Source organism: Aquiluna borgnonia (genome assembly GCF_013283855.1).
GTDB classification, from domain to species: domain Bacteria; phylum Actinomycetota; class Actinomycetes; order Actinomycetales; family Microbacteriaceae; genus Aquiluna; species Aquiluna borgnonia.
In genome coordinates, this window is the sequence record NZ_CP054056.1 from 398,909 (window position 1) to 421,305 (window position 22,397).

Consider the following 22,397-nt stretch of genomic DNA (forward strand, 5'->3'; position numbering starts at 1 on the left):
CAAGCCTAGGCCTGCAGTAGGCCCCCAAGGCGCAGGCCAACCTCTTCGATCTCAATCAAAAAGCCATCGTGCCCAAACTCACTCTGAATCACCTGAAGCTCTCCGCCGTAGAGCTCTCCAGAGATGTGCTTGGCGATAAGTTCTTGGCCGGCCAGTGGGAACAGTCGGTCCGAGTCGATGCCCAAAACCAGTGTTGGGCAACTGATGCGACCAAGAGCTTTTTCCAGTGATTCCCGGCCCCTGGCAACATCGTGTGAGTTCATTGCGCTAACCAGCGTTATGTAGCTGTTGGCATCAAAGCGCCGAACGAATTTGTTGCCGTGAAAATCCAGGTAGCTCTCAACGGCATACTTTCCGTTTTCGGAAATTGGGCTGACCTGTGATTGCCAGCTGCGACCAAAGCGCTCGTTAAGCTCCTCGGGAGAGCGGTAGTTCAAAAGCGCCATACGCCTAGCCAGTGCCAGGCCGCGGTGCGGTCCGAATCCGGGCTTGGCGTTGTAGTAATCGCCACCTGCAAAATTACTGTCGGAGCGGATGGCTTCGAGCTGAACCGTGTTCAGGGCAATCTGGTCTGCGGTCGAAAATGGCGGGGCAGCCAGGATTGCAAGCCGGTTTGTTACTTCAGGGTTCTCAATGACCATTTCCAGGGCGTGCATGCCGGCCATTGATCCGCCCACAATTGCATACCACTTATCAATTTGCAGTTGCCGGGCCAGTTCGTTGAAGGCGTTGGCCTGGTCTCGAATGGTGAGTTGTGGAAAGTTGGCTCCGTACTCATTACCTCGAGGATTCAGTGAGCTTGGCCCGGTTGACCCCTGACAGCCTCCAAGGACATTGGGGGTCAGCACAAAATACTTATCGGTATCAATGGCAAGGCCCGGGCCAATCAGCCCGTTCCACCAACCCGAGGTCGGGTGCGCCTTGCTTGAATTACCAACCGTGTGGCTGTCACCGGTGAGGGCGTGTAGCACCAATACGGCATTGGATTTTGATTCGTTTAGCTCCCCCCAGCTCTCATAGGCCAGCCTGGCTGAGTGCAGGGTCTTTCCCGATTCCAGCTCGAGAGAGAATGCATCGGTGAACTTTCTATCTCCTAGCGGGTCTCCGACCAGCCACGCTCCGGTGGCAGGAGGTCTTCCAACCAGCTGACGACGCTGCTCCTCGGAAATGAATTCCGAGGGAGCAGAGTCTTCAGAGATCTGAAAATCCATTTATTTTGCCTGGGCAAAACCCTTCTGCAGGTCGGCGATCAGGTCCTCGTAGGTCTCAAGACCAACCGAGAGGCGAACCAAGCCCGGGGTAACGCCCGTGGTGGCGAGGTCTTTTTCGCTCAGCTGGGAGTGGGTGGTGGAGGCAGGGTGAATCACGAGTGAGCGAACGTCTCCGATGTTGGCAACGTGGCTGAATAGCTCAAGGCCATCTACGAACTTGATTCCGGAATCCACACCGCCCACGATCTCGAACGAGACAATTGCGCCGGCACCCTTGGGTGAGTAGCGCTTCTGAGCCTCGTGGTAGGGGGAGCTGGCGAGTCCTGCGTAATTCACGCTGATGACCTGCGGGTGCTGCTCGAGCCACGTGGCAATCTTGCTGGCGTTTTCAACGTGGCGCTCCATGCGAAGGCTCAGGGTTTCAATGCCCTGAATCAACGAGAACGCAGTGTCTGGAGAGACTGCAGCTCCAATGTCTCGCAGCAGCTGAACGCGAGCCTTGATGATGTAAGCGATGCCGTCACCCAGGGCCTGGGTGTAGACCACGCCGTGGTAGCTCGGGTCCGGCTGAGTTAGGCCTGGGAACTTATCGGACTTGGACCACTCGAACTTGCCGCCGTCGACGATCGCACCTGCGACCACGGTGCCGTGGCCGCCGAGGAACTTGGTGGCCGAGTGCACGACGATGTCTGCACCGTGCTCAAGTGGCTTGATCAGGTATGGGGTGGCAACCGTGTTGTCCACAATCAGCGGCACACCGCTGGCGTGAGCGATGTCGGCAACCTTGCGGATGTCCAGAATAGAAACCTTTGGGTTTCCGATGGTCTCGGCAAAAAACAGCTTGGTGTTTGGCCTAACTGCAGCCTGCCATTCGGCAGCGTCATCCTGGTTCTCCACGAAGGTGGTTTCAATACCCAGCTTGGCAAGGGTGTATTTGAAGAGGTTGTAGGTTCCGCCGTAGAGGGTGGAGGAGGAGACAATGTGGTCGCCGGCCTGGGCGATGTTCAAGATGGCAAAGGTCTCGGCTGCTTGGCCCGAGGACAGCAGCAGCGCAGCTGTGCCGCCCTCAAGGGCTGCGATGCGCTTCTCAGCGACATCCTGGGTTGGGTTCATGATTCTGGTGTAGATGTTGCCGAACTCAGCAAGACCAAAGAGGTTGCGAGCGTGCTCGGCTGAGTTGAAGGTGTAGGCGGTGGTCTTGTAGATCGGAACAGCGCGGGCATTGGTGGCTGGGTCGGGGGTGGCGCCCGCGTGAATCTGGACGGTCTCAAAACCCCACTTGGTTGCATCTGACATGGTTGAACCCTTCAAAAGTTGTTTGGTGAGAAAACTATGGATGCTAACGCAGCACCCTGCAAGCTTTGGCGTAACTGAAGGTAACTTTACCCTAGGTGGTCAAAGGCCAAGGCGGCCAGCAGGCTAGAGCACAGCGGCAAAACTGAATCGTCAAACCTTGCCTTTGAGCTGTGATTGGTGGGCGCGGTTTGGTAGTCGATCTCTGGCGGGCAAGCCCCCACAAACACAAAGGCCCCAGGAACCTCGGCAACAATCGAGGCAAAGTCCTCGCCGCCGGCGATCGGGACCTGCATGGTTTGGTAACCGGGACCAACGAGCTCCTGCGAGATTCGCTCCACTCGAGCGATAGCACCCGGGTCGTTCATCAGCACCTTGGTGGGGACTGAGAACTCCACGGTCGCAGTGAGTCCATAGCTCTTTGCAATCGAGTGAATCATTTCTGGCACGAGCGTGTGCAGCAAATCGGTGTTTCTCTGGCTAAAGGTTCTAACCGTGGCTCCGAAACTTGCTGAATCCGGAATCACGTTGGTGGTCGCTTGATCACCAGCGCTAATCCAGCCGACGTTCAAAATCACCGGGTCAAACTGATCGAAGCGTTTATTGAGCATTACCTGAAGGGCGGAGATGGCCTCAACCATCGGGGTGATTGGGTCTTTAGAGAGCCAGGGCATTGAACCGTGGCCACCGGAGCCTTGGAAACTAACCAGCAGGTCTCCGGCGCTCGCCATCATGGCACCGGCCTTTGAGGCAATTGCTCCAATCGGTAGCGAGGTAAAAACATGCAGTCCGTAGGCGGCAATCGGGCGCTCGCCACTGAGATCTAAAAAGCCCTCCTCGATCATGACGTCTGCGCCGTGGTGCCCCTCTTCACCGGGTTGGAACCAGATCAAGACGTTGCCCTTGAGCTCAGCCTTGTGGGTGGCAAGCAGGTGAGCGGCGCCAATGCCAGCTGCCATGTGAAGATCGTGACCGCAGGCGTGCATGAAACCGTTGGTTGAAGAAAACGGCTCACCGGTTTCCTCGGTGACACTCAGCGCATCCATGTCGGCGCGCAGCAAAACCGTGGGCCCGGGGTTTTCCCCGCGAATCAAAAGTGCGATCGAGCTCAGGCTTTTACCCAGAAAAATCTCCCCCAAGCCTTCAATTGAACTTAGGATTCGAGCCTGGGTTTGTGGGAGATTGAGAGCAAACTCAGGTATCTGGTGGAGCTCTCGTCGGATTTCCGAGAGAAGAGCTGCGTAGCTCTTTGCCTCAGTTAGTAACTCGACCGGACTTGGCATCTTTGCTCCCTAAATCAACTTCCACCATCTTCCCACTTCTACTATTGAAAAATGTTCGAAGATCAGCTCCACCCCGACTGGGTCCGGCTGCTATCCGACCAACTCCCACTGCTGAGGGAAATTTCTCAGGCAGTTTTGCAAGATCCACTCTCGATTCCAGCTCAAGAGAATGTGATGCGGGTGTTTGCTCTTCCCCCAAAGAGCTACCGGGTGCTGATTGTTGGGCAGGACCCATATCCAAACCCCGAGCATGCCATGGGGTTGAGCTTCGCGGTTCCCAATCAAACGCCGGTGTTACCGCCGAGTTTGAAAAACATACTTCGAGAGCTCGCAGATGACCTAGGTCCCGAATTTGTTTCCGATGGGGACATCACCGCTTGGTCGCAGCGCGGGGTCATGCTTCTCAATCGTCACCTCACCACCCGGAGCCATCAGTCGGGTGCGCACTTTGATTTGGGGTGGGATCTGTTCACAGATGCGGTGGTGGAGCGCTTACAAGAAGAATCAGCGGGAAAGCTGGTGGCTATTTTGTGGGGGGATAAGGCCCAACAGTTAGCTCCCAAGCTTTCGGGTTCAGTCGTAATCGCATCGCCTCACCCTTCACCGCTCTCTGCCTACCGCGGCTTCTTTGGGTCAAAACCGTTTTCTCGCTGTAACAAAGCACTTCTAGAGTTGGGGTTGAACGAGATTGATTGGAGCGCTTAGGTGGTGGATTCCGAAACTCGTTGGCGCCTGGTGCGAAGGCTCAGGCAACGCGGCCCAGAGGCTGAAAAACCCCTTGAGATCAGAAGCGCCACCGTGGAAGACCTCCCCGCCATCCGAGACATCTACAACTACTTCATCAGAAACACCGTCGTCACCTTTGACGACAAGCCTTTGGATTTGGACTACTGGAAGCAAAAACACGAGCTGCTGGGCAAATTTGAATTGCCCTTTATCGTTATGGTCAGAGGCGACATAGAAGTCATCGGCTTTGCCTTCGTGGCTCCCTGGCGGCAACGCTCCGGCTATCTCAAGATAGTTGAGAACTCGATTTACCTATCGGCAGCGGCCACTGGCAAGAAGCTCGGCACCCGACTGCTAGCAGACTTGATCTCTCGCTGCCGAGCTGTTGGGGTGCGGGAGATTATCGCGGTGATCGCCGACCGCGGTGCGGATGCCTCGATGGCCCTGCACAAAAAGCTGGGCTTTGTGGAGCAGGGACATCTAGCAAAGGTTGGGGTGAGGTTTGGTAAACCAATCGGCAGCTACCTGCTCGCACTCAACCTGTCGCGCTAGCGAATTTGAGCGACTCGAACATCCCGCACGCTCTCATTGAGTGAGGCCAGTGCAGTCTTTGGTAGCTGAGAATCTGTGATTACGACATCCGCCTGCTCGAAACTTGCAAATGAGCTAAATCCGCGCATCCCCCACTTGGTGTGGTCGGCCAGCACAACAAAGCGTTGGCTGCGCTTGATGACCTCTCGGTTAGTTTCGGATTCAACGAGGTTTGGCGATGAGAACCCAAATTCACTGTCCATGCCGTGGGTGCCCATAAACACAAGATCCAGGTTGAATCTGGAGAACACCTCGGAGGTGATGTTCCCAACCAGCGAGTCGGTAGGGGTCCTCACTCCGCCGGTTAGCACCACGGTCTGGTCACCCCTGGGGCTCTGAGCAAACAGGTCTGAAATTGGCACCGAGTTGGTAACTATGGTCAGGTTTGGAAGATCCTTGAGCAATTTAGCCAGCGCGTAGACGGAGCTTCCGCCCATCAGCGCCACGGCCATGCCGGGCCTAACAAGTTCAAAGGCCAACTTGGCGATGGCGTCTTTGGCACCCTGCTCCTTTTTGGAGGTGGAGTCAAAGGAGGGCTCCAGGGTAGAGGAGAGTGAGTTTGAGGTTACGCCGCCGTGGACCTTGTCCACCATGCCCTGGTTCGCCAATGTCTCGACATCGCGGCGAATGGTCACCTCGGAAACTCCGAGCTTCTCCGCCAGGTCGGTTATGCGAATGGCACCGGCGAGCGAAACCTCTTCGAGGATTCTCGCCTTGCGCTGAGCTGCTAGCACGAGACCACCTTTCCAGTCCCATTACGATACCCAGAATTTACGAATATGTCCGAATTCTTGCTAACACCTTGATTACTTTTGTCGTTTTTTCTTCGAATAAGTTCGATTGGGTCCTAGCATTGACGCAAATCATGCACCTCGAAACCCATAGATTGGTTTCAAGCCTGAGATTTAGGATGCGAATTGGTCAGTGAAAACTTTGTTCACCTAAGACAATCCGGTGTCTCGCTGCTCATTGACCTCTCCCAGGGTCCAGCCGAGATTATTCACTGGGGTTTGGACCTGGGTCCCATCTCCGCCATTGAAGACTTCACCAGGTCGGCCATGGAGCCGGTCGCTCACGCTGAGCTTGATATGCCGATGTATAACGGGATATGGCGAGAGAACTCACGGGGCAACATTGGTTTGCCGGCGCTGCAGGGTCATCGCTCCGGTTCAGACTTCTCCGCACACTTCGTTGTGACGCAAGTGCTTTCCTCCGAAACCTCGGCGACGATTATTGCCGAGGATCAGATTGCTGGATTGCGCCTAGAGAACCGCTACGAGTTTTTAGGCTCTGGAGTTCTTTCCGTAACCCAGGTTCTAACAAATTTGGGAACTTCGGAGTTCACACTCAATGAGTTGAGCACCTTTATGCCGCTTCCCGATCGGGTCTCAGAGTCTGTGGATTTCACCGGTCGCTGGGTAAATGAGCGGCAGCTGCAGCGCAGAGATATTCAGTCTGGCGTATTCTCGCGTGAGCACCGTGAGGGGCGCTCGAGCCACGACTACACGATCATGCAGTATGCGCTGACCAGGGGTGCCTCCTATCAAACCGGCGAGGTTTGGGGGTTGGGTTTGATGTTCTCTGGAAATTCCAGACACTTGATTGAGCGCCAGCAATCGGGGAGAACCTTTATGGCGGCAGCGGAGCTGCTGCTTCCGGGAGAGGTGATCCTTGCCCCGGGTGAGAGCTACAGTGCACCTGCGGTGGCTGCGGTTTACTCACCTAGCGGATTCGATGGGGCCACAAATTCCGTGTACTCTTGGCTGCGCTCCAGGCCGAATCACCCAACCAACATTCGCCCCAGGCCACTGACCCTGAACGTTTGGGAAGCGGTCTACTTCGATCACTCACTAGAAAAGCTCTCCGAGCTTGCCGAGACCGCCAAATCCATCGGGGTGGAGCGCTTCGTGCTCGATGATGGCTGGTTCGGCTCGCGCCGCGATGACCTGAGGGGCCTAGGAGACTGGCATGTCTCTGCGGAGGTTTGGCCCGATGGCCTTGGACCACTCATCAAGAAGGTCAAAGAGTGCGGGATGGAATTTGGTCTTTGGTTTGAGGGCGAGATGGTCAATCCAGACTCAGACCTTTACCGTCAGCACCCAGACTGGATCTTGAAAGTTGCAAACCGCGTTCCGCCGGAGGGCAGGCACGAACACGTGCTAGATCTAACCAACCCCGATGCCTATAGCTACGTGCTGGAGGCAGTGAGCAAGGTGCTCGCCGAGAACGAGATCTCCTACATCAAGTGGGATCACAACCGTTTTCTTTTGGAGCCGGCAAGCAGCGGTAAAGCTGCGGTCCGGGCTCAGACCCAGGCCATCTATCGACTCTTTGATGAGCTAAAAACTCGGCACCAGGGACTTGAAATTGAATCTTGCGCCTCAGGCGGTGGGCGCATAGACCTTGGCATGGCCATGCACGCCGATCGGTTCTGGACCTCAGACTGCAACGATGCCTCAGATCGCCAGCGCATCCAGCGCTACACCCAGTTTGCTATTCCACCAGAGCTGCTCGGAACCCACATTGGGCCAACTAAGGCTCACACCACCCTCAGGGTTCACGAGCTCTCCTTCCGGGCGGTGACGGCGCTATTTGGGCACGCCGGTTTGGAGTGGGATATTACGCAGTGCACGCCAGCCGAGCTTGATCAACTGAGGCAATGGGCAAGCTACTACAAGCAAAACCGCGACCTTTTGCACTCTGGAGATGTTGTTCGAGTGGATCGTGCGGACGAAACCAGCTTTGTCCACGGCGTTGTATCCAAGGACAGATCCCGAGCAATCTTCGCCTACGTCGCCCTTGGCACCCAAGGGGCCTCAAGACCTAATTCGATTAGCCTTGCCGGCCTGGATGCCGACAGGAATTACCGCGTTCAAGCGGTGTTCCCGGCAGGTGAACCAAAGTATCTGCAGCGCGCCCAGGTTGGTTGGCTCGATGGGGTTGTGCTCAGCGGAGCGGCACTTTGCGCGATGGGCCTGAGGGCTCCAATTTTGTTCCCCGATAATGCGTTCCTAATAGAGATAGAGGCAATCTGATGCTCAACCTAAACACCCTGCACTTTGGAGGCGACTACAACCCCGAGCAGTGGGACAAAGAGGTCTGGAAAGAAGACATCGAGCTGATGCAGAGGGCATCGGTCAACCTGGTATCGCTGGGAATCTTCTCCTGGGCAAAGCTCGAACCATCTGATGGCAACTATGACTTCGACTGGCTCGATGAGGTCGTTGAACTACTGCACCAGGGCGGCATCTCAATTGACATGGCTACCGCCACCGCCTCACCACCGGCCTGGTTGACATTGGCTCACCCGGAGGTGCTGCCGGTGAACTTTGATGGAGTTCGGCTCTCCCACGGCGGTCGCCAGCAGTACTGCGCGGCAAGCGAGGCCTACCGAACCAAGGCTGCAGCGCTGGTTGAGCAAATTGCCAAGCGCTATGCAAAGCACCCCGCCGTTAAGATGTGGCACGTGAACAACGAGTACGGTTGCCACGCTCCCTATTGCTACTGCGAAAACTCCCGCAAAGCTTTTGTCAGCTGGTTGCAAATGCGCTACGCGAGCCTAGATGAGTTGAACACCGCCTGGGGCACCGACTTCTGGTCGCAGCGCTACTACAACTGGGAAGAGATTGTGGTGCCAAAGCGCACTCCCGATGGCACTCACCCAAACCCGGGTCAGCAGCTTGACTTCAAGCGATTCTCCTCCGATGTCACGCTCGAGCTTTTCAAAATGGAGCGCGACATCATCAAGAAATACGACTCGGTGAACCCGGTCACCACCAACTTCATGTCCATGAAATTCACCTATGCGATGGACTACTTCGCCTGGGCCAAAGAGGTGGATTTTGTTTCAACCGACCACTACCTCGCACAGCACGATCCGCTGAACCACATCGACCTCGCGCAGCAGGCTGACCTAACCCGAGGCTTTGCAGGCGGCAAGCAGTGGCTACTGATGGAGCACAGCTCCTCGGCAGTCAACTGGCAGCCGCGCAACTACGCCAAGACCCCGGGTCAAGAAAAGCGCAACGCCCTGAGCTTTGTCGCCAGGGGCTCACAGGGAGCGCTGTATTTCCAGTGGCGCCAGGGGCAAGCTGGTTCGGAGCGCTTCCACTCGGCACTGGTTCCCCATGCCGGTGAAGACACCAGGGTGTTCCGCGAGGTTTCCGAGCTCGGGGCCATTCTGAAGTCAATGCCTGAGCTTTCGCAGTATCCAACCAACCGAGCTGAAGTTGCAATGGTCTATGACTATGAGCAGTTCTGGGTCATGATGCAGGCCAACATGCCAACCGAGGACCTGAGCTACCCAAACACCGTTGCGCAGTGGTATCGAGCCATGTGGGAATTGGGCATTCAGGTTGATTTCGTTCAAGCCAGTGCCTCCAAGGAGGAGCTCAGCCAATACAAGTTGGTTTTGATGCCCATGGTCCACATGCTTTCGGAGCAGGAGGAGGAAAACTTCATCTCCTACGCGCAGCAGGGCGGCAACCTTGTGGTCGGCTACTTCTCCAACATCAGTAGCCGAACCGGAAGGGTGAAACTCGGCGGCTACGGCGGCAAGTTGGTAAAGGACGTCATCGGCGTTTACGTGGAGGAGTTTTACCCGCTTCGCCCCGAGCAGGAACTTGAGCTTTCCAATGGCCTCAAGGCCAGGATGTGGTCGGAGTTATCGAGGGCAAACGGCGCCGAGGTGCTGGCAAGTTTTGCCGGCTCGGATGTCGACGGCTCGGTTGCTATCGCCAAGCGAAAGCTTGGATCCTCAACCGCCTGGTATCAGGGGACCGAGCTAACCGAGAAATCCCAAAAGAAGTTCTTTGCCGAGATTGTCAAGAAGCTGGAGATTCACTCCGAGGGAGGCGAGGGGACAGAGGTCATCCACCGCGGCCCATTCCGCTTCGAGATCAATCACCTAAAGAACAAGGTCAAAGTCTCGAGAAGCTAAACCGGATTTCGCTTTCTAGATCGATTGGCAAAAGCCTCTAGCTCCTCGAGAACTTCGGTGGCAAGCCACACCCTAGAGCGAGCGTTGCTGTTGAGGCGAGTCAGCACGCCAGAGTTTTCCAGCTGAACCAGGCCATTGATTGCAGTTGGCTCTGAGACGCCAAACAGGTTCACAATCAGTTTTGCATTGAGCACCGGGTGGCTTGGGAGTATTCGAATAATTTTCATCGCCACGGCGTCTGACCTGAGACTTAGTTCGTTTGTCCATCGTTCCTGAAGATCAGCCAGTCGGTTGCTCAGGGTCTGTGAGTTTGCAAGAGCCGACCAGGTCGCCTCAATAAAGGCACTGATAATCGGGGATCCATTGCCACCTTGAAATTCACTTAGAGCTCTAAAGTAACCCGGCAAATCACTCAGCAGTCCGGCTGAGACAGGCACTGTGGTGCTTTGGGTTAGGCCATTAGCCTTGAGCATCGCCTGCACCAAGGCGCGCCCTGTGCGGCCGTTTCCGTCTTCAAAAGGGTGGATCGTCTCAAATTGGGCGTGGGCAATTGCAATTTGAGCAAGTGCTGGCAAATCGGTTCGCCCTATAAATCTCAAAAGGTCTTCCATCAGGGAGTAAACCCTGGAAGCCTGCGGAGGCACAAAGTTTGCGACGTGCGGGGCAAACCCTCCAATCCAAACCTGTCGCTGACGGTACCCTCCGGTTTGCTCCGGGCTTGAGCGTTCCAAGAGGACACGTTGCATCTCGATAATTTCGGTGTGACCCAGAGAACTCGAGAGTTTCACCGCGGTCTCCATGGCTTCGACATTCTGCTGGACTAACTGGGCATTAACGGATCGCCCTTTCCCCAGCAGTTCAAGTCCGAGTTGCTTTACCGAAACAGTGATGTTCTCAACTTCTGAGCTTGCCGCGCTCTCTGTACGAAGCAAAACGGCAGCCATCGGAACGGAAAAATTTCCCACTCCTGCATCAAATCGACTCAGCGCATTGCTCACATCCTCGAGGGCGACCACGAGGGCAGGGGGCAGTCGAATTGGAAGTTCAGAGATTGGCTGGGGGAGGGCAGCTAGGTATGGACCGCGGGAGGCTAGTTTGCGCCTGCGGGAGACCGGGTACGAATCGGGCTGATCCCAGGAAACGGTTTCGAACTCAATTCTCGGAACCGAAACTTCGGTAATTTGCTCCATTACTTAAGTATAAGTACTTAAACTTAAGTATAGAAGTATTTTAGGAAAGCAAAAAATCCTCCGGGAAACCGGAGGATTTTCTTTTTGTGCGGGTGAAGGGACTTGAACCCCCACGCCTCTCGGCGCCAGAACCTAAATCTGGTGCGTCTGCCAATTTCGCCACACCCGCATGGAACTCGCAAAAGCTTAGCGGTTTTTTGCCCTGTGGAAAACTTCAAGCAGGAATCTGAAGCTTTTACGACACTTGCCCGCATGGAGCAGATTCAGCGAGTCGTGCAGCGGGCCAGAGACCTGATTGTGAGTGAAAACTTTGCGCTTTCGGGAGCAGTATCCAAGGCATTGGATCTAGAGGCGGAGAGTGCTCTCGGTCCAATCGCGGAGGCCGAACTTGAGGGCTTAGCAATGAGAGAGCTGACTGGACTTGGTGCGCTGCAGCCTTTTCTAGATGATCCGCAAATTGAAGAAATTTGGATCAATCGGCCAAACCAGATTCACTACTACTCAGATAACCACCACGTGGTTGAGCTGCCACTTTCCGCTGCCGAAATTCGCAACCTGACGATGCGGATGCTTGCCCACTCGGGTAGAAGGGTTGATCGGCTCACCCCTTACGTCGATGCCACCCTGAGGGATGGTTCCAGGCTTCACGTGGTGATTCCAGAAATCACCAAGCACCACTGGTCGATAAACATTCGTAAATTCCGGTACGGCAGAATCACCCTGGAAAAGCTGCACGACTTTGATGCGGTGACCTCCGAGCAACTTGCCAAGCTCAAATCTGCAATGCAGCAGCGCAGGAGCATTCTGATTGCTGGGGCCACTCAGGCGGGCAAGACCACTCTGATGAGTGCCCTGCTCGCAGAGCTCTCGCCAGACGAGCGCCTTGTTAGCTGCGAGGACACCTTTGAGTTGATGCTCGAGCACGAAGACTGGGTGGCCATGCAGGTTAGGCCTCAGTCTGCTGAGGGCACCAGAGAGATTGGGCTTAGGGAGCTCGTCAAGCAGTCGCTTCGAATGCGGCCCTCGAGGCTCGTTATCGGAGAGGTTCGGGGACCTGAGGCCTTGGACATGCTGGTGGCGCTGAATTCCGGAATACCCGGAATCTGCACCCTGCATGCAAATTCGGCAAGGCAGGGGCTGCAGAAGCTACTAACCCTGCCGCTGTTGGCCGGCGAGAACATCACCGAGAGCTTTCTGCGCCCGACTATTTTGGGAGCTTTTGATCTTGTGGTGTTCTGCCGTCGCGATGAATCCGGCGTTCGCAGGGTCGAGGAGATTCTGGAGGTGAGCGATGAAGTTTTACAGCGAACTCCTTGAGCGAGCTGGCCTTACCTCAAGAACCAAAGAGGTTGCCCTGTTGCTTTTCTCCATTCCGGCAATTGCAGCACTTCTGGTTTTTGCTGCGGTGGGGGTTTTGGGTTTATCGCTCTGTATTGCAGCGCTGGTGTTAGCGGCCGGGATTGAGGTGCTGCGGCTTCTAGGAGAGCGCAGGCTGAGCGCCATGGAGGCAAACTGGCCCGCGGTGTTTGACATTGTTCAAAGCGGTGTTGCATCGGGGCTGAGATTTTCCGAGCAGCTCGAATACCTTGCGGAATCTGCCCCCATCTCTCACCGCCAAGGCTTTAGGGCAGCCTTTGATGCCCTGGAGCGTGGTCACGCTGATGTCGAGGTGTTGGAGGAGCTAAAGAAATACTTTGCCTCCCGGCACGGAGATTTGCTTGCGCTACTGATGCAGCTTGAGCGTGAGCTCGGGGGAGTGGGAATGGAGAAAACTCTTTCCGATGCCACCTCCAACGTTCGGCGTGAAATTGGTGAACTGGGTCAACTGCTTGCTAAGCAGGGCTGGGTTTCACTAAGTGCCAAGCTCGCCCTTTTGGCACCGTGGCTCGTGGCACTGGTTCTGGTTCAGCTGCCGCAAAACCGAGAGGCCTTTGCCACCCCGCTGGGGGCACTGGTGCTCGTCTTAGGTTTGGCACTGAGTCTCTTTGCCTACGCCCTGGTGAATCAGCTGGGTCAGCTAACACTTCCAAAGCGGGTGCTAAATGGCGCTGGCTGATCGACTTGCTCCGCTTCACACCAGCAAGGCCTTTGATCTTGGTCTTGCCGATGCAATACGGAGCGCGGTTCGGAGGAAGCCAAAGCGGCTTACTCAAGCCCAGCTTCAGTTCCCCTATCTGGTCCAAGCCATGAGCTTGCTCCTTGCCAACGGGTTGCCGATTTCGGTGGCGATTGCCTGGCTGTCCCCCAGGCTCTCTGGTTACTGGGGGGAACAGTTTCGAATTTTGGTTGCCAAGTTAGAGCTGGGCGCTGACCTTGAAAAAGAACTCTGGGAGCTTGCCGAGCGAACCAAATTTGCCGCCGCCCAAGAGTTTGCTCAAAAGCTCTCACTGGCCATCACTCGAGGGGTGCCGGTGGCCACTCAGCTAGACCAGCTGGCCCATTCGCTGCAACTGGAACTCATTCGAAACCTCACAAAAAAGGCTGGCAGCAACGAGACCAAAATGCTGATTCCGACCGTGTTTTTGATTCTTCCGGTGACCGTGGTGTTTGCGATCTTTCCCTCCCTGCTGGTTCTGCAGGCCAACTACTAAAAGAAAGGAAAAACATGAAACAGCAATTAGTCAGCGACCGCGGAGATGTTCCGGGTTGGGTGCTGATAACCCTTATGACCGCAGGTCTGGTTGTGGTGATTTGGGCTTTTGCCGCCCCAGCACTGCAGGGTGTCTTCGATCAGGCTATGGACCGAGTGGTGTCATTTTGAGTGAGCGGGGGAGTGCCGTGGTGAGTGCCGTGATAGGAATCACCATGGCAACCTTCATCACCCTCAGCACCCTGAGTCTCGGCCTGAGCGCGATAAACACCCTCCAAATCAGAGACGCTGCCATCCAGGCTTCACAGCGTTCCGCTCTGGCAGAGAACAACTCTCAGCACCGCTACCTCATGGAGCTGTTGGAGCAGCGACTCCCACAGCTTGCCGAGTATCGGGTTGAACAACTTGGGGAGTCGGGCTTCAGGGTGGTGACCAGCCTCCCAGGTCTTGGCATGCTGCCAGGCTTTAGCCAGGTTGAGGTTGTTGCGGTGGCGACCAATGAGCTGCTCTGAAAAAGGGTCAACACCGCTGGAGCTTGTCATCACGCTGACGCTGCTACTTTTACCAATTGCACCGCTTAGTCAGCTCTATTTGCAGCTCAGCGAGCAGCTGGCCGCCGAGTCAATTGCAAGAAATTCCCTTAGGGCAGCGGTGCTAGCCGATCCTGAGAACCCTGAACGGCAGTTAGAGGAGAAGATTTCTCAGCTTGCCAATGCCTGGCAGGTTACCGTTGCGAACTATGAGCTCAGTTGTCTGAGGCAGTGTGAGTTTCTAACCCTCAGCGTTGTGGTGGGCGGGGCAACCGGAATGCAGACCGCAGGGCGCTATGTCAAACCATAGGGAAGCTGCCGAACTAGGTTCCCTTTCAATTCTACTTGCAGGTTATTTAGCTTTGGCGGTTGCGCTGGTGTTGGGGTTGGGGACCACTGGCCTATCGCTTATTGCCCAGCACCGCGTTCAAGGCGTGGCGGATGCTGCGGTGCTTTTTGCGCACGACTTCTCGGTTCGCAAGGGCATTCCAAATTCGCACCGATTAGAGCAGGGAGCAGCGCAATTCCTCTCGGTAGCGCCGGCTGCCCGGCGTCTAGAGGTAACTGCTGTAAGAACTTTTGTTAGTTCAGGGACATCAAACCTTGAGCTGTGTGCTCGCTACCGAGATCCCTTTTTGTTGTTTTCCCCGGGAGTGATTTGCGCCAGCGCCAAGGCCAAGAGCTTTTTAGTCCCCTAGGTGCTTATCCGGAGCGTGCAGCGGTAGGTAACGCCAAAACAAAAATGCTCCGTAGAAATTGATCAACCCGGTGATTGCCAGCGCAGCTGGCAATCCCAGTAGCGCGGTTATGCCAGAAATCGCAGCTGGGGCTGCCACCACGCCACCTGAGGTGAGCATGCGGAAGGCGGCTAGAAACTCACTTCTTGAACCCTCGGGGGCCATATCTGCCCCCAGCACCATGTTGATTCCGGCGCTCGCTGCATTGGCAAGGGCGGTGGCGGAGGCCAAAACCCAAAAGCTTGTGAGATCAGTGACCAGGAAGGCGAAGAGGTAAGAAACTCCAAGCGCTATCAGCGTTGGCACCGAAGACCAGAACTTCCCCCAGCGATCCATGATCAAACCGGAAGCGTAGAAAAGGGCAAAGTCAATTAGGCCCGTAAAACCAAATATGAACGATGAGGTGGCCGCATCAATCCCAAGCTGAATAGCAAGTAGTGGAAGGCCAATCATTCGAATGGTTCGACCCGCAGAGATGATCATGGAGGCAACACCAAGGGTAAGGAGCTTGCTCCTTTCCCTTACCGCGACCTCCCAGATGTTGCCGTTTTGACCTGAGGGGCTGGAGGAGAGCTTCTTGGCTGGAACCGCGAGCACTGAAACACCACCCAGTAGGCAAAGCGCTGCTGCAACCAGGTAGGCAGATTCAATGCCGAAGTTTGCAATAAAAACAGATCCCAACACCGGACCTAGCGCTGCACCACCGCGGAAGGAGCCACCGAGCAAAGACATTGACTTTGCTCGGTGGTCCTGAGGGACCAGGTCCGCTAAGAGCGAGTGACGACTCAGGCCAAAAAGCGAGAACATTGCTCCAAAACCAACTGCTGCAATTAACAGCGCCACGTAACCGAGGTTCAGGAACCCAAGAACACCAAAGCCCGCCGCCACAACCGAAGCCAGCAGCATGCTGGCTCGCTCACCAATTCGATTCACAATCAATGAGGCTGGAGCCTCGAAGAGCAAGGTGCCCAGCATGGCCGCGGTTATCACCGCTCCCGCGGAGGCTAGGTCAAAGCCGTATTCGGTGGCGCTCACTGGAAGAACTGGAAATAGGGCACTCAGAGCCGCTTCAAAAAGCAGTGAGGGAAGGTAGATCGGCAGAATCAAATTGCGCTTGCGAAATTCTTTATCGCTCAACTGGGCCGCTTTTCTCGGTTGCCAATCAGCGCCGCCCCAACTATCAGCACCGCGCTCATCAGGAGCTCAATTGAGGGCTCAATGCCCGAAACCAAAACCAGCAGTGTTGTGGAAAGCAGGGGAGTGAGGAATGAGAGCAGCCCGATGCGCTGAGGGTTGCCGTGCTTGATCGCATAGTCCCAAAGATAAAAAGCTCCACCCAAAGGCCCAAACCCCAAAACCAATAGCAGCAGCCACTGCTGCGATGTGGGTGAAACGGCGGGCTCAAATATGAGGTGAGCAATCAGGGCCAAGACCCCTGAGACCAGGGCAAAACCGCCAACCGCAGCGGTCTCAAAGTGAGGTAGCCGTTTCGTCATAAGTGAGTAGGTGGCCCAGATGATTGCTGCAATCAGCGCGTATAGGTAACCAATTTCAAGATCGGTGGTGAGGTTGCCCGCAGAGCTAATAGCTAACGCCGCTCCGGCAAAACCAACCAGCGCGGCAATCACGTGTTTGAGCCTCAGCGAGGTGCCGGGGATAAACACCGGAGCCAGCACCACTATCAATAGCGGCCAGCTGTAGTTCACCAGGTTCGCCTGAACACTGGGAGCGTTTTGAAGGGCTGCAAAGAGTGCGGCGTGGAATCCAAACAGGCCATAGATCCCAACCGCAAAGGTCTTTGCTGGAACCAAAAGCCTTGAGACATTTCCCTTGATCATCACTAGGGAAATAAGGGAGCCTGCCAAAAGACCAACACCGGTTATGAAAAAGGGCGGCAGGTTTGCAAGTAGCTCGCCAAGGCTTGCCAAGGTCGCCCACAGCAAAATTGCACCCAGGGCAGCCAAGTCACTTCTCACCCCCTAAATCTACCGTTGGCCGCCAAAACAAAGCGTTGTCTCAAACAGCTTGAGTATTTGGATAAAACAAACAAAAAAAGACAAATCTGTTACAAAAAAGAAACGAGAATTTTTTATAAGACTCAATCCCACCTTTAGAGTTGACTAAGTCCATTGCGGGACGCCCGTTTCCGCGTGAGACTCCAACTACAAGGAGAAACATGAAGAAATTCCGCGGAATCTCTCTGGTTGCCGGTGTAGCTGCTCTTGGTCTAACCCTTTCGGGTTGCGCCGCTCCAGAGGAGCTAACCCCGACCGAAACCACCGAGGCTGCTGCCGAAGAGACCACGGCACCGCTAATCACGGTTGCCTGGAACGACATCGCAAGCGACTTCAACACCTCAAGCGCTGCTGGAAACAACGTATCCAACTCGATTCCTGCCTACCTTTCTGGTTCGGGATTCAACTACTACGACAACTCTCCAGCCCTTGTGAAGAACACAGAATTTGGTACCTACGAGCTAGTCTCCGAGGACCCAATGACCGTCACCTACACCATCAACGACGCAGTCGTCTGGTCTGACGGCACCCCAATTGACGGCGCAGACATGCTGCTGTCTTGGGCCGCAATGTTCGGTTACGGCAAGGACGCTGAGGGCAACTACCTGTTCCAGCACGCTGCTCCTCGCGAGGACCTAGCCTCCAAGCTGCCAACCGTTGACGGCAAGACTTTGAGCTTCGAGTACGACATCCCTTACGTTGACTGGGAGCTCCAGTTCGGTATCGGTGTCTCGGCTCACGGTACCGTCATGATGGCCTACCCAGAGATCACCGACCCAGCAGAGGCAAAGGCCAAGCTGATCGAGGCGATCCAGGGCAACGACCTAGAGTGGCTGAAGGCTGTAGCTGATGTCTGGAACACCGGTTACCAGCACACTGACACCCCTGAGAACCCACTGGTTACCCTCTCCTCCGGACCATACATGGTCGAGGAGCTAGTAGCTGACCAGTACATCACCATGGTTCAGAACCCGCTTTACACCTGGGGTCCAAAGCCTAAGTACGAGCGCATCACCATCCGCGAGATCGCAGACTCAACCGCCGCTATCCAGGCTGTTGAGAACGGTGAGGTTCAGATTGCTTCCGGTCAGCCAACCGCTGACGTGCTAGCACTGGTCCAGGCTCTTACCAACGCTTCCTACGAGACCGGTGACGAGGCTGCCTACGAGCACATCGACCTAACCACCAACAACGGCGGTCCTTTCGACCCAGCCTCATACGGTGGCGACGCTGAGAAGGCACGCAAGGTTCGCCAGGCATTCCTACTCTCGATCCCTCGTGAGCAGATTCTTGAGAACCTGATCAAGCCACTGAACGCAAACGCATCGCTGCGTAACTCGATCCTGCTGATCCCTGGATCACCAAACTACGAGGCAATGGTTGCTGAGTCAGGTGTAGCCGATTACCTCGGAACTGACGCTGAGAACCTTGAGAAGGCAAAGGCCCTGCTTGCAGAGGCTGGCGTCTCCGGCACCATCGACGTTGAGTTCTGGTACCCAGAGGGCAACGTTCGTCGTGGCCAGCAGTTCGAGCTAATCGCAGCTAACGCAGCGCTAGCCGGCTTCAACCTGATCGACGAGTCAGAGCCAGACTGGATGTTCACCGACCCATCGGTTAACCCAACTAACCCTCACGACGCAGTTATCTTCGCGTGGGCAGCAACCTCACTAGCAGTTACCGGTAACGACCAGCAGTACGGAACCGGAAAGCCATCTAACTTCTCCGGCTACTCAAACGCCAAGGTTGATGCACTGCTAGAGGAGCTAAACAGCACCCTTGACCCTGCTCGCCAGTTCGAGATTCAGCTGGCAGTTGAGCAGGAGATGTGGAAAGACGCATACTCCATCACCATCTTCCAGTTCCCAGGTCTTGCCTGGTGGGAGACTGCGGTTGATGGCGTGAGCCTAAACCCACTAGTTCCTTACTACTTCTGGAACTTCTGGGACTGGACCCCAACTGCGGGCTAATCCAGCGTAAACACTGTGCGGGGGTCATCGCCTTAGGGCGGTGACCCCCAATCACAGCAAAAGAATAGGCACACATGTTTAGCTTCATCCTTCGGCGCCTGGCGGCCACTCTGGCCGTGCTTTTTGTGGCGTCATTTGTGGTTTATCAACTAACCGCAATCTCAGGCGATCCGCTCCAAGAGCTGCGCACCTCCACCGACCAGGAGGCACTCGCCAAAATCAAGTACCTCACCGAGGTGCTCCAGCTGGAGACCCCTCCGGTCATTCGCTACTTCTACTGGCTCGCTGGAGCCGCCGGTTGCCTGGTTGGTCAGTGCAACCTGGGAATCTCTATCGCCAAGGGCGAGCAGCAGGTCATCGACCTGCTGGGAACCGCCATGGGTTCAACCCTCCAGCTGATCACCCTGGCAACAATTCTTTCCATTCTGGTTGGTGTCACCATCGGAATGACGACTGCCCTGAGGCAGTACTCGGGCTATGACTACTCGGTCACCTTCTTTGCTTTTGTTTTTTACTCGCTGCCAATCTTCTGGGTTGCCGTTTTGCTCAAGGAGTTTGGCGCTATCAGGTTCAACCGCTTCCTGGGTGATCCGGTACTTTCACCCACCACGCTGATAGTCATTGCCCTCGTATTGGGGGCCATAGTAACCGGCATCGTTGGCGGTGGTCTTGCCACCAGGATCAGAACCTTCTTGCTATCGGCTGCGTTTACCGGAGGGTTACTAACCTTTCTAAACATCACCCAGTGGTTGAAGTATCCCTCCATTGGCCTGGTCGGAGTATTCCTACTAACCGCCATGGTTGCCGGAGTGGTGCTTTTACTCTCCACCGGTTTTGGCCAGCGCCGGGCGGTATTGATTGTCGGTTCAATGGCTTTGATCGCTGCTGCGATGTGGATGCCATTCCAGTACCTTTTCTTCTATGTCCAGGGTTTCTCTGGAATCCTGCTGGCAATTCTGATAATGGCGGCCATTGGTGTCGGTCTCGGCCTAGTTTTCGGTGGGGATTCCAAGCGCGAGATCGCCAGGGCTGCCGGTATTACCGGAGCCTTGGGTGGCTTGGTGCTGGTAATTGATGAGGCGCTGCAGTACTGGAGCACCTACCTGTCTTTGATTCCACAAAAGAGTGGCTTCATCTCCACCATTGGAGCTATCACCCCAACCATCAAACGTGAAGACAACATGTGGCTGACCCTGCTGGATGGCTACGCTCACCTGATCCTGCCAACCGCTGCGCTCATGATCGTTTCGGTTGCCGGCTACACGCGCTATGCGCGTGCGAGCCTGCTTGAGGTTTTGAACCAGGACTACATCCGCACCGCAAGAGCCAAGGGTCTCACGGAGCGTGTGGTTATTGTTCGTCACGCCTTCAGAAACGCGATGATCCCAATTGCCACCATCATCGCCTTTGACATCTCAGGGCTAATTGGCGGTGCAATTATTACCGAGCGAGTCTTTGCATGGGAGGGCATGGGAGCGCTGTTCAACGCCGGACTTCACGCGGTTGATGTCAATCTGGTGATGGGCTTTTTCCTGGTCACCGGTTTGTTTGCCGTGGTTGGAAACCTGATTGCCGACCTGCTCTACTCCGCCCTAGACCCAAGAATCCGGGTGAGCTAATTGGCTAAGAAGAAACACTCACAAGAAACCATGCTGAACAAAGAAATCACCATCGAGCAGCGCGAGACCGAAGGCCTCTCGCTTGGCACGATTGTTCGCCGCAGGTTCCTCGCTCACAAGGCAGCAGTAGCTTCACTAATCGTTTTGGGTTTGATTACCCTCTTGGCCTTCACCTCGGTTGGCATTGTGATTGGCGGCTCGGGCAAGCTGGTGGTTGACCCTGCCACCAACCAGCTCATTGTTGATGGCCTTCGAATTCCAGGTTGGTGGCAGTTCAACTGGTACCAGAACTACCCCATTGTGAATGCCGGTGGAACGCCAACCCTCACGGTTTGGCCCTTTGACCCAGGTCTTCACCCATTTGGGCAGGACACCCTGGGTAAAGACATCTTCGCCAGGGTTATGCGAGGCATTCAGCAGTCGTTGACGGTAATCCTGCTGGTTGGAGTTATTGCCACGGTCTTGGGTGTTGTAGTTGGTTCCATCGCAGGGTTCCTGCGTGGACGCATTGACAGCCTGCTGATGAGATTCACCGACGTAATCATCATCATCCCAACCCTGGTGTTGGGTGCTGTTCTTGGCCGCACTTTTGGTGGCAATGCCATCTCCCTTGGACTGCTCTTGGGCTTCATTGCCTGGACCGGTCTTGCTCGTTTGGTTAGAGCCGAGTTCCTCTCGCTTCGCGAGCGAGAGTTTGTAGATGCTGCTCGGGTTGCAGGTGCCACAAACTTCCGAATCATTTTCCGCCACATCCTGCCAAACTCAATTGGTGTGATCGTGGTAAACGCGACGCTTTTGATGTCGGCTGCCATTTTGATCGAGACCTCTCTGAGCTACTTGGGCTTTGGAATCACAGCTCCAGACATCTCACTGGGTCAGATCATCAGCGAATACAACGAGGCTTTTAAGACCAGACCCTGGCTGTTCTGGTATCCGGGTCTTTTCATCGTTGTAATTGCGCTGGCCATCAACTTTATTGGTGATGGCCTGCGAGATGCCTTTGATCCTCGTCAGCGCCGCTTGCCAAGGCAAGAGGGCGCCATCAAGGACCTCAAGGCCATCATTGCCTCCCGCTACGCCAAGAAGCAGGGGAAGTAATTGCTAGAGAACAAAGGCGCTAGCCACCACGAGCGCTGTAAGGCCAATCAGTTTGCGGAAATGCCAGGTGCTAGAGACGCTAGCGGCTCCAGGGTTTTCTCGGCGCTGCTCCCAGATTCTTCGGATGTGCGCTGCTGCAGCGCCAGAGTCGCTGGTGACCAGATCACCCGGTCTAACGGTTCCAGCAAGGTAGGTGGATTCCGGAAGGTGTTGACCTTGGTCCCTGGAGGCAAAGATGGCGCTGTGGCGACCCGGAGCAGGAGCACCCCAAGCGGTGTACTTTTTGCCAAGGGCTTGAATGCTGAGGGCGTATTTGGTGTCCACCACCTCAATGGCACCCCAGGAGATGTAGTGGGTTCGAACCACATTCACAATCCTCACGCCACCCTCATCAACCTCAACCCTTGGGTAGAAGTAGAGAATTGCAACCACAAAGACCACCAGGGCAACCGGTGGAACACTCACCGCAAAGCTCCAGAAGCCCTCAGCAGCCCAAATGCCGGCCAAAACGGCCAGCAACACCAGCGCGGTGACAACCGCGCTTACTTGGGCGAATTTAGATCTGAATACCTGCACCCGACCACCCTACAGCTTGGAGTTTTTGCCTA

The 22,397-nt window shown here is 55.5% G+C and carries 22 protein-coding genes and 1 tRNA gene; 14 read left to right on the plus strand and 9 right to left on the minus strand.

Going from position 1 to position 22,397, the window contains the following annotated elements; translation table 11 throughout:
* Positions 1-5 precede the first annotated feature (5 nt).
* From metX to HRU87_RS02135, 3 genes are all read right to left on the minus strand, one after another.
* The gene (gene metX, locus HRU87_RS02125) at positions 6-1,211 is read right to left on the minus strand and encodes a homoserine O-acetyltransferase MetX (protein ID WP_173493318.1); all 1,206 of its coding nucleotides are present in this window, start codon (positions 1,209-1,211) and stop codon (positions 6-8) included.
* The gene (locus HRU87_RS02130) at positions 1,212-2,507 is read right to left on the minus strand and encodes a bifunctional o-acetylhomoserine/o-acetylserine sulfhydrylase (protein WP_173493319.1); all 1,296 of its coding nucleotides are present in this window, start codon (positions 2,505-2,507) and stop codon (positions 1,212-1,214) included.
* Between the two features lie 86 nt (positions 2,508-2,593).
* The gene (locus HRU87_RS02135; protein ID WP_173493320.1) at positions 2,594-3,787 is read right to left on the minus strand and encodes a M20 metallopeptidase family protein; all 1,194 of its coding nucleotides are present in this window, start codon (positions 3,785-3,787) and stop codon (positions 2,594-2,596) included.
* Between the two features lie 51 nt (positions 3,788-3,838).
* On the opposite strand from HRU87_RS02135, the gene HRU87_RS02140 reads away from it, so the two are divergent.
* Positions 3,839-4,492, plus strand: coding sequence for a uracil-DNA glycosylase (locus HRU87_RS02140; RefSeq protein ID WP_173493321.1), 654 nt, complete (start codon positions 3,839-3,841; stop codon positions 4,490-4,492).
* Entirely contained in the window at positions 4,493-5,065 is a 573-nt protein-coding gene (locus tag HRU87_RS02145; RefSeq protein WP_173493322.1) for a GNAT family N-acetyltransferase, read from the plus strand.
* Here HRU87_RS02145 and HRU87_RS02150 read toward each other — a convergent pair.
* Positions 5,062-5,838 carry a DeoR/GlpR family DNA-binding transcription regulator gene (locus HRU87_RS02150; RefSeq protein WP_173493323.1) on the minus strand — a complete coding sequence of 259 codons (777 nt, stop codon included), beginning with the start codon at positions 5,836-5,838 and terminating at the stop codon, positions 5,062-5,064. The genes HRU87_RS02145 and HRU87_RS02150 overlap by 4 nt on opposite strands.
* A gap of 183 nt (positions 5,839-6,021) precedes the next feature.
* On the opposite strand from HRU87_RS02150, the gene HRU87_RS02155 reads away from it, so the two are divergent.
* Both HRU87_RS02155 and HRU87_RS02160 read left to right on the plus strand, forming a co-directional pair.
* Positions 6,022-8,139: an alpha-galactosidase gene (locus tag HRU87_RS02155; protein ID WP_173493324.1), complete on the plus strand. Its 2,118-nt coding sequence runs from the start codon at positions 6,022-6,024 to the stop codon at positions 8,137-8,139.
* Positions 8,139-10,043, plus strand: a complete 1,905-nt coding sequence (locus HRU87_RS02160) for a beta-galactosidase (protein WP_173493325.1) — start codon at positions 8,139-8,141, stop codon at positions 10,041-10,043. The genes HRU87_RS02155 and HRU87_RS02160 overlap by 1 nt, the downstream gene beginning before the upstream one ends.
* Here the strand turns inward: HRU87_RS02160 and HRU87_RS02165 are convergent.
* Positions 10,040-11,233: a Fic family protein gene (locus HRU87_RS02165; RefSeq protein WP_173493326.1), complete on the minus strand. Its 1,194-nt coding sequence runs from the start codon at positions 11,231-11,233 to the stop codon at positions 10,040-10,042. The two genes, HRU87_RS02160 and HRU87_RS02165, sit on opposite strands and share 4 nt — an antisense overlap.
* An 87-nt stretch (positions 11,234-11,320) precedes the next feature.
* Positions 11,321-11,402: transfer RNA gene (locus HRU87_RS02170), tRNA-Leu, on the minus strand.
* Between the two features lie 83 nt (positions 11,403-11,485).
* Between HRU87_RS02170 and HRU87_RS02175 the strand changes: the two genes are divergently transcribed.
* Genes HRU87_RS02175 through HRU87_RS02205 form a run of 7 tightly spaced genes read left to right on the plus strand, consistent with a single transcriptional unit; the run spans position 11,486 to position 15,051 of the window.
* A complete protein-coding gene (locus tag HRU87_RS02175; protein ID WP_173493327.1) occupies positions 11,486-12,550 on the plus strand; it encodes a TadA family conjugal transfer-associated ATPase in 1,065 nt (354 codons plus the stop codon).
* Positions 12,525-13,289, plus strand: coding sequence for a type II secretion system F family protein (locus HRU87_RS02180; RefSeq protein WP_173493328.1), 765 nt, complete (start codon positions 12,525-12,527; stop codon positions 13,287-13,289). The genes HRU87_RS02175 and HRU87_RS02180 overlap by 26 nt, the downstream gene beginning before the upstream one ends.
* Positions 13,276-13,824, plus strand: a complete 549-nt coding sequence (locus tag HRU87_RS02185; RefSeq protein ID WP_173493329.1) for a type II secretion system F family protein — start codon at positions 13,276-13,278, stop codon at positions 13,822-13,824. Before HRU87_RS02180 ends, HRU87_RS02185 begins: the two co-directional genes overlap by 14 nt.
* Before the next feature lie 14 nt (positions 13,825-13,838).
* Complete coding sequence (locus HRU87_RS02190; protein WP_173493330.1) at positions 13,839-13,994, plus strand: hypothetical protein; 156 nt, start codon at positions 13,839-13,841, stop codon at positions 13,992-13,994.
* A 44-nt stretch (positions 13,995-14,038) separates the two neighbouring features.
* Positions 14,039-14,335, plus strand: a complete 297-nt coding sequence (locus tag HRU87_RS02195; protein WP_173493331.1) for a hypothetical protein — start codon at positions 14,039-14,041, stop codon at positions 14,333-14,335.
* Positions 14,322-14,663, plus strand: coding sequence for a hypothetical protein (locus HRU87_RS02200; RefSeq protein ID WP_173493332.1), 342 nt, complete (start codon positions 14,322-14,324; stop codon positions 14,661-14,663). The genes HRU87_RS02195 and HRU87_RS02200 overlap by 14 nt, the downstream gene beginning before the upstream one ends.
* Before the next feature lie 52 nt (positions 14,664-14,715).
* On the plus strand, positions 14,716-15,051 hold the full coding sequence (locus HRU87_RS02205) for a hypothetical protein (RefSeq protein WP_173493333.1): 336 nt from the start codon (positions 14,716-14,718) through the stop codon (positions 15,049-15,051).
* Here HRU87_RS02205 and HRU87_RS02210 read toward each other — a convergent pair.
* Both HRU87_RS02210 and HRU87_RS02215 read right to left on the minus strand, forming a co-directional pair.
* A complete protein-coding gene (locus HRU87_RS02210; RefSeq protein ID WP_173493334.1) occupies positions 15,040-16,227 on the minus strand; it encodes an MFS transporter in 1,188 nt (395 codons plus the stop codon). The genes HRU87_RS02205 and HRU87_RS02210 overlap by 12 nt on opposite strands.
* Entirely contained in the window at positions 16,224-17,066 is an 843-nt protein-coding gene (locus tag HRU87_RS02215) for a DMT family transporter (RefSeq protein ID WP_173493335.1), read from the minus strand. The genes HRU87_RS02210 and HRU87_RS02215 overlap by 4 nt, the downstream gene beginning before the upstream one ends.
* Positions 17,067-17,266: 200 nt before the next feature.
* On the opposite strand from HRU87_RS02215, the gene HRU87_RS02220 reads away from it, so the two are divergent.
* From HRU87_RS02220 to HRU87_RS02230, 3 genes are all read left to right on the plus strand, one after another.
* Positions 17,267-19,072, plus strand: a complete 1,806-nt coding sequence (locus HRU87_RS02220; RefSeq protein WP_173493336.1) for an ABC transporter family substrate-binding protein — start codon at positions 17,267-17,269, stop codon at positions 19,070-19,072.
* 74 nt (positions 19,073-19,146) lie between these two features.
* On the plus strand, positions 19,147-20,691 hold the full coding sequence (locus tag HRU87_RS02225; protein WP_246247321.1) for an ABC transporter permease: 1,545 nt from the start codon (positions 19,147-19,149) through the stop codon (positions 20,689-20,691).
* Positions 20,692-20,721: 30 nt separating this feature from the next.
* The gene (locus HRU87_RS02230) at positions 20,722-21,789 is read left to right on the plus strand and encodes an ABC transporter permease (RefSeq protein WP_173493337.1); all 1,068 of its coding nucleotides are present in this window, start codon (positions 20,722-20,724) and stop codon (positions 21,787-21,789) included.
* 3 nt (positions 21,790-21,792) lie between these two features.
* Here HRU87_RS02230 and HRU87_RS02235 read toward each other — a convergent pair whose 3' ends face one another.
* Complete coding sequence (locus tag HRU87_RS02235) at positions 21,793-22,365, minus strand: PH domain-containing protein (RefSeq protein WP_173493338.1); 573 nt, start codon at positions 22,363-22,365, stop codon at positions 21,793-21,795.
* Positions 22,366-22,397 lie beyond the last annotated feature (32 nt).

What these genes read in the sequence shown, in the direction of transcription:
- metX (WP_173493318.1), bottom strand. Translation starts at nt 1,211, where the DNA reads ATGGATTTTCAGATCTCTGAAGACTCTGCTCCCTCGGAATTCATTTCC.
- HRU87_RS02130 (WP_173493319.1), bottom strand. Translation starts at nt 2,507, where the DNA reads ATGTCAGATGCAACCAAGTGGGGTTTTGAGACCGTCCAGATTCACGCG.
- HRU87_RS02135 (WP_173493320.1), bottom strand. Translation starts at nt 3,787, where the DNA reads ATGCCAAGTCCGGTCGAGTTACTAACTGAGGCAAAGAGCTACGCAGCT.
- HRU87_RS02140 (WP_173493321.1), top strand. Translation starts at nt 3,839, where the DNA reads ATGTTCGAAGATCAGCTCCACCCCGACTGGGTCCGGCTGCTATCCGAC.
- HRU87_RS02160 (WP_173493325.1), top strand. Translation starts at nt 8,139, where the DNA reads ATGCTCAACCTAAACACCCTGCACTTTGGAGGCGACTACAACCCCGAG.
- HRU87_RS02165 (WP_173493326.1), bottom strand. Translation starts at nt 11,233, where the DNA reads ATGGAGCAAATTACCGAAGTTTCGGTTCCGAGAATTGAGTTCGAAACC.
- HRU87_RS02175 (WP_173493327.1), top strand. Translation starts at nt 11,486, where the DNA reads ATGGAGCAGATTCAGCGAGTCGTGCAGCGGGCCAGAGACCTGATTGTG.
- HRU87_RS02180 (WP_173493328.1), top strand. Translation starts at nt 12,525, where the DNA reads ATGAAGTTTTACAGCGAACTCCTTGAGCGAGCTGGCCTTACCTCAAGA.
- HRU87_RS02185 (WP_173493329.1), top strand. Translation starts at nt 13,276, where the DNA reads ATGGCGCTGGCTGATCGACTTGCTCCGCTTCACACCAGCAAGGCCTTT.
- HRU87_RS02190 (WP_173493330.1), top strand. Translation starts at nt 13,839, where the DNA reads ATGAAACAGCAATTAGTCAGCGACCGCGGAGATGTTCCGGGTTGGGTG.
- HRU87_RS02195 (WP_173493331.1), top strand. Translation starts at nt 14,039, where the DNA reads ATGGCAACCTTCATCACCCTCAGCACCCTGAGTCTCGGCCTGAGCGCG.
- HRU87_RS02200 (WP_173493332.1), top strand. Translation starts at nt 14,322, where the DNA reads ATGAGCTGCTCTGAAAAAGGGTCAACACCGCTGGAGCTTGTCATCACG.
- HRU87_RS02220 (WP_173493336.1), top strand. Translation starts at nt 17,267, where the DNA reads ATGAAGAAATTCCGCGGAATCTCTCTGGTTGCCGGTGTAGCTGCTCTT.
- HRU87_RS02225 (WP_246247321.1), top strand. Translation starts at nt 19,147, where the DNA reads ATGTTTAGCTTCATCCTTCGGCGCCTGGCGGCCACTCTGGCCGTGCTT.
- HRU87_RS02230 (WP_173493337.1), top strand. Translation starts at nt 20,722, where the DNA reads ATGCTGAACAAAGAAATCACCATCGAGCAGCGCGAGACCGAAGGCCTC.